Origin of the sequence: Streptomyces bungoensis, assembly GCF_001514215.1 — a bacterium.
Classification (GTDB): domain Bacteria; phylum Actinomycetota; class Actinomycetes; order Streptomycetales; family Streptomycetaceae; genus Streptomyces; species Streptomyces bungoensis.
Window position 1 is genome coordinate 24,752 of record NZ_KQ948855.1, and the last position, 13,324, is coordinate 38,075.

At 72.3% G+C, this 13,324-nt stretch carries 10 protein-coding genes and 1 pseudogene; 7 read left to right on the forward strand and 4 right to left on the reverse strand.

The window, feature by feature from the left end; translation table 11 throughout:
• Positions 1 to 18: 18 nt before the first annotated feature.
• Positions 19 to 438 (forward strand): SCO4983 family protein, encoded by a 420-nt coding sequence (locus AQJ66_RS12595; RefSeq protein ID WP_061920269.1) that lies wholly within the window; start codon positions 19 to 21, stop codon positions 436 to 438.
• Positions 439 to 813: 375 nt separating this feature from the next.
• On the opposite strand, the gene AQJ66_RS12605 is transcribed toward AQJ66_RS12595, so the two are convergent.
• Positions 814 to 2,625, reverse strand: coding sequence for a phosphoenolpyruvate carboxykinase (GTP) (locus AQJ66_RS12605; protein ID WP_061920273.1), 1,812 nt, complete (start codon positions 2,623 to 2,625; stop codon positions 814 to 816).
• 326 nt (positions 2,626 to 2,951) lie between these two features.
• Here AQJ66_RS12605 and trhA point away from each other — a divergent pair, with 326 nt between their 5' ends.
• The 3 genes from trhA to AQJ66_RS12620 all read left to right on the forward strand — a co-directional run bounded on the left by trhA (position 2,952) and on the right by AQJ66_RS12620 (position 5,168).
• Positions 2,952 to 3,662, forward strand: a complete 711-nt coding sequence (gene trhA, locus AQJ66_RS12610; protein ID WP_061920274.1) for a PAQR family membrane homeostasis protein TrhA — start codon at positions 2,952 to 2,954, stop codon at positions 3,660 to 3,662.
• Between the two features lie 108 nt (positions 3,663 to 3,770).
• A complete protein-coding gene (locus tag AQJ66_RS12615; RefSeq protein ID WP_079060197.1) occupies positions 3,771 to 4,403 on the forward strand; it encodes a TetR family transcriptional regulator in 633 nt (210 codons plus the stop codon).
• Positions 4,404 to 4,436: 33 nt separating this feature from the next.
• On the forward strand, positions 4,437 to 5,168 hold the full coding sequence (locus AQJ66_RS12620) for a Mut7-C RNAse domain-containing protein (protein WP_061920278.1): 732 nt from the start codon (positions 4,437 to 4,439) through the stop codon (positions 5,166 to 5,168).
• Here the strand turns inward: AQJ66_RS12620 and AQJ66_RS12625 are convergent.
• A complete protein-coding gene (locus AQJ66_RS12625) occupies positions 5,165 to 7,573 on the reverse strand; it encodes a galactose oxidase early set domain-containing protein (RefSeq protein WP_061920280.1) in 2,409 nt (802 codons plus the stop codon). The genes AQJ66_RS12620 and AQJ66_RS12625 overlap by 4 nt on opposite strands.
• Before the next feature lie 330 nt (positions 7,574 to 7,903).
• Positions 7,904 to 9,957 (reverse strand): annotated as a pseudogene (locus AQJ66_RS12630) (thioredoxin domain-containing protein).
• Between the two features lie 223 nt (positions 9,958 to 10,180).
• On the opposite strand from AQJ66_RS12630, the gene AQJ66_RS12635 reads away from it, so the two are divergent.
• The gene (locus tag AQJ66_RS12635; protein ID WP_079060199.1) at positions 10,181 to 11,440 is read left to right on the forward strand and encodes a glycosyltransferase family 4 protein; all 1,260 of its coding nucleotides are present in this window, start codon (positions 10,181 to 10,183) and stop codon (positions 11,438 to 11,440) included.
• Positions 11,437 to 12,036 (forward strand): phosphatase PAP2 family protein, encoded by a 600-nt coding sequence (locus AQJ66_RS12640; RefSeq protein ID WP_063804040.1) that lies wholly within the window; start codon positions 11,437 to 11,439, stop codon positions 12,034 to 12,036. The genes AQJ66_RS12635 and AQJ66_RS12640 overlap by 4 nt, the downstream gene beginning before the upstream one ends.
• A gap of 36 nt (positions 12,037 to 12,072) precedes the next feature.
• Here AQJ66_RS12640 and AQJ66_RS39685 read toward each other — a convergent pair whose 3' ends face one another.
• Positions 12,073 to 12,768 carry an ArsR/SmtB family transcription factor gene (locus tag AQJ66_RS39685; protein WP_061920286.1) on the reverse strand — a complete coding sequence of 232 codons (696 nt, stop codon included), beginning with the start codon at positions 12,766 to 12,768 and terminating at the stop codon, positions 12,073 to 12,075.
• Between the two features lie 136 nt (positions 12,769 to 12,904).
• On the opposite strand from AQJ66_RS39685, the gene AQJ66_RS38830 reads away from it, so the two are divergent.
• A complete protein-coding gene (locus AQJ66_RS38830) occupies positions 12,905 to 13,285 on the forward strand; it encodes a hypothetical protein (RefSeq protein ID WP_061920288.1) in 381 nt (126 codons plus the stop codon).
• Positions 13,286 to 13,324 lie beyond the last annotated feature (39 nt).

Here is a 13,324-nt window from a genome sequence, read left to right on the forward strand (position 1 = left end):
CACAGGAGGCCGTCCCCCATGTACGAACCGATCCGCACCAAGTCGGTCCACAGTCCGGTGGCCGGCACCTCCTCCGACTTCCCGCACCGGTCGCGCGAGGAGGAGCTGGACATCCAGCTCGCCGGGCACCTCGCCGCCCTGCTCGCCGTCACCGACGACCTGCGCGGGCTGGCCCCGTCCGAGGACCTGGACGCGGCCGCCGAACGCCTCGCCGGGCAGGTGACCCGGCTGCGCGGCGGACATGCTCCGCTGCGGGCGGCGCCGGCCGCGTCCGGGGCGCCGGAGCCGCTGCACCGGCGGGCGCACGCCCTCGCCGGCCGCGCGCTGGTGGTCGCCGCCTCCCGGGCGGACACCGCCGCCGCGATCCTCGCGGCCGAGCGGATGGACGCCCACGCCGCCGCGCTGGCCGGCCCGAAGGAGCTGAGCAGCGCACACTGACCCCGCCCCCCGGAGGTCGTCCCACGATCGGCCCCGGTCCGCGTGCACCCGCGGTGACGCGCGGACCGGGCGCCACACACCGCATGGCCGGAGGTGCGTGGCCGCGGCACGCGTCAGATGAAGACGAAGAACAGAATCAGGATCACGGCCGCGATGACGAGCCACCAGATCCACGTGTGCCGGTGACCGGTCCGCGGCCGGTCCTCGAAACCACCGCCACGGGGCCGGTCCTCGGCCGGTTTCGGGTTCTCCGGCCACGCACGGCGAAGGCCCCGCACGTCGTCGTGCGGGGCCCTCGACGCCGTCACCGCGGCCGGTCGTGACGATCGCTGGTCAGGGCACGGCGACCGGCCGCGGAGTCCTCGGGGTGGCGGCTCAGCCCAGGCGCTCCACCAGCGCCCGGTACTGGTCCCACAGCTCCTTCGGGGTGTGGTCGCCGAAGGTGTTCAGGTGGTCGGGCACCAGGGCGGCCTCCTCGCGCCAGACCTCCTTGTCGACGGTCAGCAGGAAGTCGAGGTCCGAGTCGGACAGGTCGAGGCCGTTCGTGTCCAGGGCCTCCTTGGTCGGCAGGATGCCGATCGGGGTCTCCACGCCCTCGGCCTTGCCCTCCAGCCGCTCCACGATCCACTTCAGGACGCGGCCGTTCTCACCGAAGCCGGGCCAGACGAACTTGCCCTCGTCGTTCTTGCGGAACCAGTTGACGTAGTAGATCTTCGGCAGCTTGGACTGGTCCTTGTCCTTGGCCACGTCGACCCAGTGACCCATGTAGTCGCCCATGTTGTAGCCGCAGAACGGCAGCATGGCGAACGGGTCCCGGCGCAGCTCGCCGACCTTGCCCTCGGCGGCGGCGGTCTTCTCGGAGGCCACGTTGGCGCCGAGGAAGACGCCGTGGTTCCAGTCGAAGGACTCGGTGACCAGCGGCACCGCGCTGGCCCGGCGGCCGCCGAAGAGGATCGCCGAGATCGGCACGCCCCGCGGGTCCTCCCACTCGGGCGCGATGATCGGGCACTGGGCGGCCGGGGTGGTGAAGCGGGCGTTGGGGTGCGCGGCGGGCTCGGGCGACTCGGGGGTCCAGTCGCGGCCCTTCCAGTCGGTCAGGTGGGCCGGGGTCTCCTCCGTCATGCCCTCCCACCACACGTCGCCGTCGTCGGTGAGGGCGACGTTGGTGAAGACCGAGTTGCCCCACAGCGTCTTCATCGCGTTGGCGTTGGTGTGCTCACCGGTGCCGGGCGCGACGCCGAAGAAGCCGGCCTCGGGGTTGATCGCGTACAGCCGGCCGTCCTCGCCGAAGCGCATCCAGGCGATGTCGTCGCCGATGGTCTCCACGGTCCAGCCGGAGATGGTCGGCTCCAGCATGGCGAGGTTGGTCTTGCCGCAGGCGCTCGGGAAGGCGGCGGCGACGTACTTGGACTCACCGGTGGGCGGCGTGAGCTTGAGGATCAGCATGTGCTCGGCCAGCCAGCCCTCGTCGCGGGCCATGACGGAGGCGATGCGCAGGGCGTAGCACTTCTTGCCGAGCAGCGCGTTGCCGCCGTAGCCGGAGCCGTAGGACCAGATCTCGCGGCCCTCGGGGAAGTGCGAGATGTACTTGGTGGAGTTGCAGGGCCACGGCACGTCCTCCTGGCCCGGCTCCAGCGGGGCGCCGAGGGAGTGGACGGCCTTGACGAAGAAGCCGCTGTCGCCGAGCTCGTCCAGGACCGGCTGTCCCATGCGGGTCATGGTGCGCATGGAGACGGCGACGTAGGCGGAGTCGGTGATCTCCACGCCTATCGCGGACAGCGGGGAGCCGAGCGGGCCCATGCAGAACGGCACCACGTACATGGTGCGGCCCTTCATCGCGCCGCGGAACAGGCCGTCCTCGCCGCTGAAGATCTCCCGCATCTCGGCGGGGGCCTTCCAGTGGTTGGTGGGACCGGCGTCCTCCTCCTTCTCGGAGCAGATGAAGGTCCGGTCCTCGACGCGGGCGACGTCGGTGGGGTCCGAGGCCGCGTAGTAGGAGTTGGGGCGCTTGATCGGGTCGAGTTTCCGGAAGGTGCCCTTCCGGACGAGCTCTTCGCACAGCCGCTCGTACTCGGCCTCGGATCCGTCACACCAGACCACGCTGTCCGGCTGGGTCAGTTCGGCGATCTCGTTGACCCACGAGATCAGTTCCTGGTGGTTGGTGGGAGCCGAGATGTCGCGCGCCACGGTTGCTCCTAAATGAAGGGTTTTTTGTCCTTGCCGCCCCGTGGGGGCTGCGACCCGGATGCTTCCTGCCGCTCATCCGGTGCCGACTGCACTCATTTGATCATCCGACGTAGGCGCCCATCTGTCCAGAGGGCCTCACAAGTGAGCGACGTGAGGAATACCACGGTTTTCCAGGCGGCTTTACGTCTCTTTTGCGGGCACCTTGAGTTCGCCTGACGGACTCTTTGCGTCCGACTCGGCACCCCTCCGTGAGACGATGACCACTCTCCGGCCGTCGGGCGCCGTACTGACGCGTAACTTACGGTTCCGTAGGTACCATGCGGGCCATGACTGCGTCCGTCCCCGATGCGCCCACGGACCCGCCGGCCGCCGGCCTCGGCCCCGTCGCGCGCACCCTGCACCCGGTCAAGCCCCGGCTCCGCGGCTGGCTGCACCTCGGCATGTTCCCGGCCGTACTCATCGCGGGCCTCGTACTCACCGCCCTGGCCGACTCCACCAGAGGCCGCATCGCCTGCGGGATCTACGTCCTGACGGCCTGCCTGCTCTTCGGTGTGAGCGCCCTCTACCACCGGGGCGACTGGGGCCCCCGCATGGACGGTGTCCTGCGCCGCCTCGACCACGCCAACATCTTCCTGATCATCGCCGGCACCTACACCCCGCTGACCCTGCTGCTCCTGCCCGGCAGCAAGGGCCGGTGGCTGCTGTGGGGCATCTGGGGGGCGGCCGCGGCGGGCATCGTCTTCCGGGTCTTCTGGGTCGGCGCCCCGCGCTGGCTCTACACCCCCTGCTACATCGCGATGGGCTGGGCGGCCGTCTTCTTCCTGCCCGACTTCATGCGCACCGGCGGCATCGCCGTCCTGGTCCTCGTCGTCGTCGGCGGCCTGCTCTACAGCGCCGGGGGCGTGGTCTACGGCATCAAGCGCCCGAACCCCTCACCGCGCTGGTTCGGCTTCCACGAGGTGTTCCACCTGCTCACCCTGGCCGCGTTCGTCGTCCACTACGTCGGCATCTCGCTGGTGGCGTACCAGCACGCCTGAGACCCGTCCGTCCCGCCTTCCGGCCACGGCTCACGAGCCGTGGCCGTTTCCTCGTGCGCCGGCCGGCTGGTTGGCGACCCGTACGGCCGATGCCGGACAATGACCCGCATGACGGCCGCACGCTCCCCCTCCTCCCCCGCCGACCGCCCACGACCGGGACTGCGGGAGCGGAAGAAGACCAGGACGCGTGAGGCGATCCGCGCCGCGACCTACGCGCTGGTCGAGGAGCAGGGGTACGACGCCACGACGATCGAGCAGATCGCCGACCGGGCCGAGGTGTCGCCGTCCACCGTCTTCCGGTACTTCCCGACCAAGGAGGACATCGTCCTCACCGGCGCGTACGCGCCGCTCCTGCTGGAGGAGCTGCGCGCCCGGCCCGCGGACGAGCCGTGGCTGGACTCCGTCCGGCACGTGCTGGGCGAGGCCCTCGAACGGAGCGGGCGGGAGGACCCCGAGGTGCTCCGGCTGCGCGCGCGCCTCGGCGCCGAGGTACCCGCCGTCCGCTCCCGGATGTTCGAGAGCATGGCGGAGACCGGGCTGCTGCTCCGCCGGGCCGTGGCGGACCGCACCGGCCGCGACCCGGAGAGCCTGGACGTCCGCGTCTTCGCGATGTCCCTCGCCGGCGCCCTGACGGAGGTCTCCCTGTACTGGGCGGAGAACGGCTTCACGGGCGACCCGGGCGAGCTCGTGGGGCGGGCGCTGGACGTCGTGGAGCACGGCCTCCCCCGCGAAAACCACTGAGGTACGCGGCACCGCCCGTGCCATCCTGACCGGGTGAACGGTCCCGAGATCCGCGTCGACGTCGCCCCCGGCCTGCACCTGTTCGTGCCACCCGCCCGGCGCGCCGGCGCCACCGCCCTCACCACGGACGGCGCCGCCACGCTCGGCCATGTGATCGAGTCCCTGGGCGTCCCGCTCACCGAGGTCGGCGCCCTCGTCGTCGACGGCCGCGAGGTGCCGCCGTCCCACATCCCGGCGGCGGGCGAGCACGTCGCCGTGCGGGCCGTGACACGCCCCCAGCGGGTCCCAGGAGCCCCCTTGCGCTTCCTCCTCGACGTCCACCTCGGCACCCTGGCCCGCCGGCTGCGCCTGCTCGGCGTGGACACGGCGTACGAGTCGACCGACATCGGCGACCCGGCGCTCGCCGCCCGCTCGGCCGCCGAGAAGCGGGTCATGCTCAGCCGTGACCGCGGCCTGCTGCGCCGCCGTGAACTGTGGGCCGGCGCCTTCGTCTACAGCACCCGCCCGGAGGAGCAGCTCCGCGACGTCCTGGACCGCTTCGCCCCCGAGCTGCACCCCTGGACCCGCTGCACCGCCTGCAACGGCCTGCTCCGCCGGGCCACGAAGGACGAGGTCGCCGACCAGCTCGAGCACGGCACCCGGCGCACGTACGACGTCTTCGCCCGGTGCACGGCCTGCGGCCGCGCCTACTGGAAGGGCGCGCACCACGACCAGCTGGAGGCCATCGTGGAACGCGCCCTGTCCGGGTCCGCCGAGCGCGGCTAGCGCCTGCTCACGTCACCCTTCCCGCAGGCGGTCCCGTCGCGGTCGCGATCCAGGCCGAGCGGGTCGTCGCCGCCGTTGACCTCCAGCCGGCCGTAGTGGTTCTGCCTCAGCCAGCGGCAGCGGGCGGCGGCCGTCTTCCCCACCTGCGGCGGGAAGACCGTGGGCACGCACACGTTGATCGAGCCGTAGTGCCGGTCGCAGCCGGAGAGGGTCGGGCCGACCTGCTGCGCGGCGCGCTTCTCGCCGGGTCCGGAGACCTTGCCCCGCAGGGATCCGGCGAAGGCGTGGATGTGCGGGGAGGCGGTGCCGCTCAGGGCCGCCGGTCCCGTCAGGTGCACCCACTTGGCCACCGACGGCACCCCGTTGGCGTCCACCGTGAACAGCATGTACCAGCCGGGCGGGGCCAGGTTCGGGTTGCTGGTCACGTCGAGGTCGACGTTGTTGCCGGAGACGCTCAGCGGCAGGTCCACGAACCGCTGGTTCGGGTCCGAGGAGTGGGTGACCGCGGCCGGGCGGATCAGCTCGGCCTTCGCGATGGGCCGGTCGACGGTGATCCGCTGCGTGTCGCCGTACTTCCACTCCTGGTTGATCAGCGAGGTGATCTTCGGGCGGCTGCTCCGGTAGACGTAGGGCGGGCTGTAGATCGACACGTTGTGGTTCCAGGTGCCGTTGCCCGGGTTGTCGCCGGTGGCCATCACCCGGCCGTCGGGCAGCAGGAACGCCGAGGAGTGGTACCCGCGGGACTCGGGGTCGGCGGCGACGGGGTCGAAGGTGTTGGTGCCGGGGTCGTAGAGCGAGGACTCGTACACCGGGTCGGCGCGGTTGTGCAGGGCGCCGCCGGTCTCGAGGACCTTGCCGTCGGGCAGCAGGACGGCGGAGACGTACATCTTGCCCTGGCCGCCGGTCTCGGCGACCTTGCCGGCCCCGAGGTCGACCGTGCCCTGCGGGATCGGCGGCCCGGCGACGTACGACGGGTTCGCCTGCTTGAGGTCGATCAGGTCGGTCAGGCGGTTCGCGTCCGGGTTGGAGTCGATGTTGCCGCCGCCGATGGTGAGGACCCGCTGGCTCTGGGCGGGGGGCAGCAGCACGCTCGCCGACTGGTCCCGCTCGTCCTTGTTCTGCAGGCCGGGTATCTGCGTGATGGTGTTGGCGTCGTAGTCGTAGACCGCCGAGCCCGTGCCGGGGATGTTGTTGCCGAAGACGTGGCTGCCCGTGTAGAAGAGACGGCCGTCCTGCATCAGGATCATCGACGGGTACAGGCCCCAGTACGACCAGGTCTGGTGGACCTGCGACACCGGCAGCCACTGGTTCTGCGCGGCACTGAACCTCTCGGCCGTCACCGACCCGGTGGAGTCCTCGCGCAGCCCGCCGAAGCTGACGACGTCGCCGTTGCCGAGTTCGGTCGCCGACGGGTACCAGTGGCCGTCGTTGAGGTCGTTGGTCTTGGTGTAGGTCTCGGTCTTCGGGTCGAAGACGTAGGAGTCCTTGAACCCCTCGTAGCCGTGCCCGCCGGCGACGGGGTAGGCCTTCATGCCGCTCATCACCAGGACCCGGCCGTCCTGCAGCTGCACGTGCCCCCCGCAGAACAGGTCCTTCGGCGTCGGGATCACCTTGTACGTGCCCTTCACGGGGTCGTACACCGCGGAGGTGAACGTGCCCGCGTTGAACTGCTCCTCGCTGTTGCCGGAGCCGGCTATCAGCAGCACCTTGCCGTTGTTGAGCACCACCGAGTGCATGGAGCGGACCGGGTTCTGCGTCGGCAGCACCGACCAGCTGCCGTCGGCGCACTGGTCCTTCGTGCCGGTGCACCAGACCGGCCAGCGGGTGTGCGGGACCTGCCTCATGGTGTAGTCGTCGGTGGTCGCCGACCCGGTGCCGTACACCGACACGCCCCAGGAGACGCGGTCGGTGTGGGCCGGGACCGCCGGGGTGCGCACCGTCGCCCGCGTCCAGGCCGACGCCATGGACAGCGTCTTCAGGTCGGTCCAGTACTGCCAGCCGGCGGTGGTGTCGTGCCGGAAGAGGGTGATGCCGGCGTCGGGTGTCGTGGTCTTGTACCAGAGCCCGAGGTCGTACTGCCTGCCGACGCCCACCGCGGGAGCGCAGGAGCTCGACTCGGTGATCAGCGCCTTGCGGTCGCCGTCCACCCGGCGCGTCAGCGTGACCCGCATGGCCTTGCTGCCGGAGTGCGCGCCCGGGACGGTGGCGAAGCTGAAGTCGTTGTCGCCGCCGCCGGACTTCTCCCAGCAGGACGGCATGCCGTTGGTCCCCGCGGTCTCGAAGCCAGGGTTCTTCACCAGGTTGGCGATCGTGGCGGACTCGGCGGACTCGGGGGCGGACAGGAGCAGACCGGCGGTCAGGGCTCCCACCCCGACCAGCGCGATGCGTCTGCGGCGTCTGTTCACACGGCTCTCCTCGTGGTCGTACGGCTGCTGCGGCGGCGCGGGAGGCGGACCGGCGCTCCGGTCCCCGCGCGCCCGTGCCGAACCGGCCCACCGGCAGGGCGACCACTGGGATGCGCAGCGAGTTCCGGCACGACCCTGGAGCCGAGCGGCCCGAGGACGACGGCTCCGGCAGCCGCCGGCGAGTCCGGCCCGGCGGCGCCCTCGACGGACCCCCTGTGCACGCGACGGTGTGTCACCGTGGCGCGCCACCGTGCAGAGATTAGGGGGGATCTGTGAAAAGTGGGAGCTGTTCCGATAAAGAGCTGGTATCGGAACGGCGGTGGGGCCCGCTCAGCGGGTTCCCACCACCGTGCCCAGCCGTTCCGGATCCGTCGTCGGGGCGTCACAGGTGAAGTCGCGGCAGACGTACGCCGCCGCTCCACCGCCGACGAGCGGGCGGCCGGCGAGCAGCGGGAACTCGTCGCTGTCCACGGTCCCCACGGCGACGACCGCTCCCGGGGCGGTGCCCAGAAGTGCCGTACGGTGCAGGGCGGTTGTCCGCTCCTCACCGAGCGCGGGGCCGACGACCGCGATCTCCCTGGGGCCGTCGAGCAGCGCCTCGGCGACCGCCAGCCCCCACCCGATGAACCGGGGCACCCGCGGCCCGAGCGCCTTCACGACGCCCAACGCCCGCTCGGCGGCGGTCCGGTGGGCCTCGGAGCCGGTGTGCGCGGCGTAGCTCAGCAGCGCGCCGGCCGCCGCCGTCCAGCCGGACGGGGTGGCGTTGTCGGTGGGGTCCTGGGGACGGCGGATGAGCCGCTCGGCGTCGGAGGCGGTGTCGTACAGGGCGCCGCTGCCGGGGTCGGTGAAGCGGTTCAGCACGTGGTCGAGGAGCAGGCCGGCGAAGTCCAGCCACACGCCCTCGCCGGTGACGGACGCGAGCGCCAGGAAGCCCTCGGCGACGTCGGCGTAGTCCTCCAGCACCCCGGCGTTGGGGCCGGTCCGGCCGTCCCGGCTGGTGCGCGCGAGCCGGGCGTGCTCGTCGAGGTGCACCCGGACGAGGAGGTCGGCGGCCCCGACGGCGGCCTCGACCAGGTCGGGCCGGCCGAAGTAGGCGCCGGTCTCGGCGAGCGCGGCGATCGCGAGCCCGTTCCAGGCGGCGACGACCTTGTCGTCCCGGCCGGGTTCGGGGCGCTGCGCGCGCCGCGCCAGCAGGCGGTCCTTGACGGACGCGATCCGCTCGGCGTCGAAGGCCCCTTCGCCCTGCGGGAGTTGCAGCACCGACCGGCCGTGCTCGAAGGTGCCCTCCTCGGTGACGCCGAAGTACTGGGCGGCGAGGGCCGCGTCCTGCTCCCCGAGGGTCTCGCGGAGCTCGGCGGGGGTCCACACGTAGTACGCGCCCTCGACGTGCCGGCCGGTGCCGTCGTCGCTGTCGGCGTCGAGCGCGGAGGAGAACCCGCCCTGGGCGGTGCCCAGTTCGCGGACCATGAAGTCGGCGGTCTCCAGGGCGACCCGGCGCGCTAGGTCCGACCCCGTGGCCCGCCACAGGTGGGCGTAGACCCGGCACAGCAGGGCGTTGTCGTACAGCATCTTCTCGAAGTGCGGCACGATCCAGTCGCGGTCGACGGAGTAGCGGGCGAACCCGCCGCCGAGCTGGTCGTAGATGCCGCCCCGGGCCATCCGCTCACAGGTGTCCCGGGCCATCTGCAGGGCGCCCTCGGCGCCGGTGCGGGCGTGGTGCCGCAGCAGGAACTCCAGCACCATGGACGGCGGGAACTTGGGCGCGCCGGCGAATCCGCCGCGCTGCGGGTCGTACTCGCGGGTGAGGCCGAGCAGCGCCTGCGCGAGCTCCTGCTCGCCGGGCGGCTGGGCGCCCTGGTGGGCGATCTCCCGCTGGGCGAGGTCGCGCACGATCTTCCCGGCGACCTCCCCGACCTCCGCGCGCCGGTCCGCCCAGGCCTGCCGGACCCCCTCCAGCACCTGCCGGAACGAGGGCAGGCCGTGCCGGGGACTCGGCGGGAAGTACGTGCCGAAGTAGAAGGGCTCGGCGTCCGGGGTCAGGAACACGGTCATGGGCCAGCCGCCCTGCCCGGTGGCCGCCTGGACGGCCTCCATGTACACGGCGTCGACGTCGGGGCGTTCCTCCCGGTCGACCTTGACGCTGACGAAGTGTTCGTTGAGGTAGTCGGCGGTGGCCCGGTCCTCGAAGGACTCGGCGGCCATGACGTGGCACCAGTGGATCAGCGGAAGCCTAAGTGACAGGACGCATAGCCCACACTCAGGAGAATGGGCACGTCCCGCCGCTTCGCTTCCGTCATCGCCTCCTCTCCCCATGGCCACCAATCCACCGGATTGGAGGCGTGCTGGAGCAGGTAGGGCGACTGGGAATCGGCCAGTCGGTTCATACCGGCATCGTCGCACGGCCGGGTCCGTCCGGCCCAACCGCCCGGCCGGGCACGCGGGGAACCGAACCTTCATGGTCCCTTCATCCGTCTTCCCTAGCGTGCGAAGCGTCGGAGGGTCCGCGGGGCTGAGGGCCGAGACCGCCAACCGGGCCGAGCCCGGACCGGACGCGCACCGTATCTCCTCTCAGCACCGCGCTGTGAAAGACGAATGGGAGCCCGCCGGGTGAAGATCACGTTCCTGATACACAACGTCTACGGAATCGGCGGCACCATCCGCACGACGCTCAATCTCGCCGCGGCCCTGGCCGACCGCCACGAGGTGACGATCGTCTCCATGCTGCGCCAGCGGGCCCGGCCCCGGTTCGCCGTCGACCCGCGGGTGCGGATCGTGCCCCTGGTCGACCTGCGCGAGGGCTCGGCCGACACGGCGGATCCCCTGCTGGGCCGGCCCGCCGAGGTCTTCCCCGCCGCCGAGAAGCGGTACCGGCAGTACAGCCGGCTCACCGACCGGCGGGCCGAGGAGTACCTGCGTGCCTGCGACGCGGACGTGATCATCGGGACGCGGCCGGGCGTCAACGTCTACCTGGCCCGCTTCGGCCCGCCCGGCGCCCTGCGCATCGCGCAGGAGCACCTCACCCACGACACGCACAGCAGGAAGCTGCTCGGCAGCCTCGCCCGCCACTACCGCGCCCTGGACGCGGTGGTCACGACCACCGAGGCGGACGCGGCCGTCTACCGCGCGAAGATGCGGCTGCCGGGCGTGCGGGTCCTCGCCGTGCCCAACGGCGTGCCCGACCCCGGGCTGCCGCCCGCCGACCTCTCCGCGAAGGTGGTCGCCGCCGCCGGGCGCCTGGTGCGCGGCAAGCGGTTCGACCTGCTGATCGAGGCGTTCGAGGAGGTCGCGGCCAAGCAGCCCGACTGGTCCCTGCGCATCTACGGCGCGGGCGCCGAGAAGGAGCGGCTGCAGCAGTCGATCGACGGTCGCGGTCTCGCCGGGCAGGTGCGGCTGATGGGGACCCGCTCGCCGATCGAGCCCGAGTTCGCCCAGGCGTCGATCGTCGTGAGCGCCTCCGAGGCCGAGTCGTTCGGCATGACCCTCGTGGAGGCCATGCGCTGCGGCGTCCCGGTGGTCAGCACCGACTGCCCGCTCGGCCCCGCCGAGATCATCCGCCACGGCGTCGACGGCCTGCTGGTCCCCGTCGGCGACCGGGAGGCGCTGACCGCCGCGCTGCTGGAGCTCATCACCGACGAGCCGGCCCGCCGGCGCATGGGCGAGGCCGCCCGCGCCGCCGCCCGCCGCTTCGACCCCGCCCCCGTGGCCCGCAGCTACGACGACCTGTTCGCCGAACTGGCCGGTTCACGGCGTTCCCGTGCCTGGCAGCGCGGTCTGGGCTCGGCGCGCGGGCGGCTGGGTTCGGTGCGCGGCAGGCTGGGTTCGGTGCGCGGCCGGCTGGGCCGGGTGCTGCGCGGGGCCGGACGGTGACCCGCGTGGTGCTCGCCTTCGACGGTTCCTGGTTCACGTCGGTCACGGACTTCGCGCGGCACACGCCCTGGCTCAACGGCGCGGCCGAGGTGTGGACCGACTACGGCCTGGGCGTCTTCGCGACGCTGATGGCGGCCGGCTGGTGGTCGGCTCGGCGGTCCGGCGCGCGGGCGATGGCGGTCGCCCTCGCGGCCCCGGTCTGCGTCCTGGTCGCGTTCGCCGTCACCGAGGTCGTCAAGTCCGGCGTCGGTGAGCTGCGGCCGTGCCGGTCGATGCCGCACGCGTTCATCGTCGAGACGTGCCCGCCGGCCGGCGACTACGCGTTCCCGAGCGGCCATGCGACGGTCGGCGCCGCGACGGTGGGGGCGCTGTTCCTGCTGGACCGCCGGCTCTCGGCCGTGGCGGCCGCCTTCGCCGTGGTGGAGGCCGCTTCCCGGGTCTACGTCGGCGCTCACTACCCCCACGATGTCGCGGTCTCGCTGGTCATCGGCTTCGTGGTCGCACTGCCGGCGAGCGCGGCCGCGCGCCGGCTGGGGACGCCCCTCGTCACCGGCCTGCGGTCAGGCCGCCTGCGCCCGCTGCTGGCCACGGGCTGAACGCCCCCTCCCTCCGGGGAGCAGGCAGGGGGCGGGTCAGCGTTCCGCCGTCTTCCGGGGGCCGGGTCCGGGGCCGGGCTCGGGCTTGGGGCGGGGCTCGTGTCCGGGGCCGGGTCCGGATCTGGCCCCGGACGCGGGCTCTGATCCGGATCCGGATGCGTACGCGGGCTCGGACCCGGGCTCCGGCACGGCGTAGAAGCGCAGTGACACCGGACGCGCCCCCTCGGGGGCCTCTTCGCGCAGGTGGCTGTAGCGGTCGAGCAGGGCGTGGTAGTCGCGCAGGAAGGCCAGGAGCTCCTCCCTGGTCATCCAGGTGCCGTGCCGCTGGACCTGGGCCCAGCCCTCGGGGCCGCGGTACTCCTCGTGGGCGCGGCGGAAGAGGGCCGTGTCGACCTCGATCTTGAGATGGGCGAGCCGGGCTGCGGCCGCGTACTCCTCGGGCGACATGGTGGCCGGGTCCGGGGTGGTGTGGCTGAACGGCAGCACCCGCCACCAGCGCTCCCGGCCGCCCGACTTCTCCGGGATCTCCTCGATGAGCCGCTGCTCGGCGAGCTTGCGCAGGTGGTAGCTGGTGGTGCCGGAGCTCTCGCCGAGTTCCCGGGCGAGGACGGTGGAGTTCGCCTCGCCGTGCCGGCCGAGGTACTCGAGGATCCGGCGGCGCAGGGGGTTGCCGAGGGACTTGTAGAGAGCGGTGCGCTCCAGGCTGGTCATCTCGGACATGCCGTCGGTCATGCGGTCACCGTAACCCTGAGAACCCCGAGTCGTCCCCGAGTTCCGCCGAATTTTCTTTGCAGAAGTTTCTCTGCGTTTTACGGTGGTAGCCGTAGAGCCGTACGTGTCGTGCGGCCGGAGCGAGGGGGACTGGGTGATGAGACGCTGGACACGCTGGACACTGATCGTGCTCGGTACGGCTTCGGTGCTGCTCGTGCCGTGGATGATCGTGCTGGCCGTGACCCTCCCGGGCAGCACGGAGGTGCGGCACTGGGCGCTGGCCTGGATCGGCCTGGACGTCCTGATGGCGGCGGGCTGCGCCACCACGGCGCTGCTGGGCCTGCGCGGCGACTCCCGGGCCCGGCTCACGGCTTCGGCGACGGCCTCCGTCGCGGTCCTGGACGCCTGGTTCGACATCACCACCGCCCCGGCCGGCGCCGAACTCGCCCAGGCGTTGGGCTGCGCGGTGCTGGAGGGCGCCCTGGCGGGGGCGTGCGTCTACCTCGCCCTGTCCCGGCGGGTCCTCGCCGGGAGGTGATCGAGACCCTCTCGCCAACGCGGCCCGTCCCAAGGACAC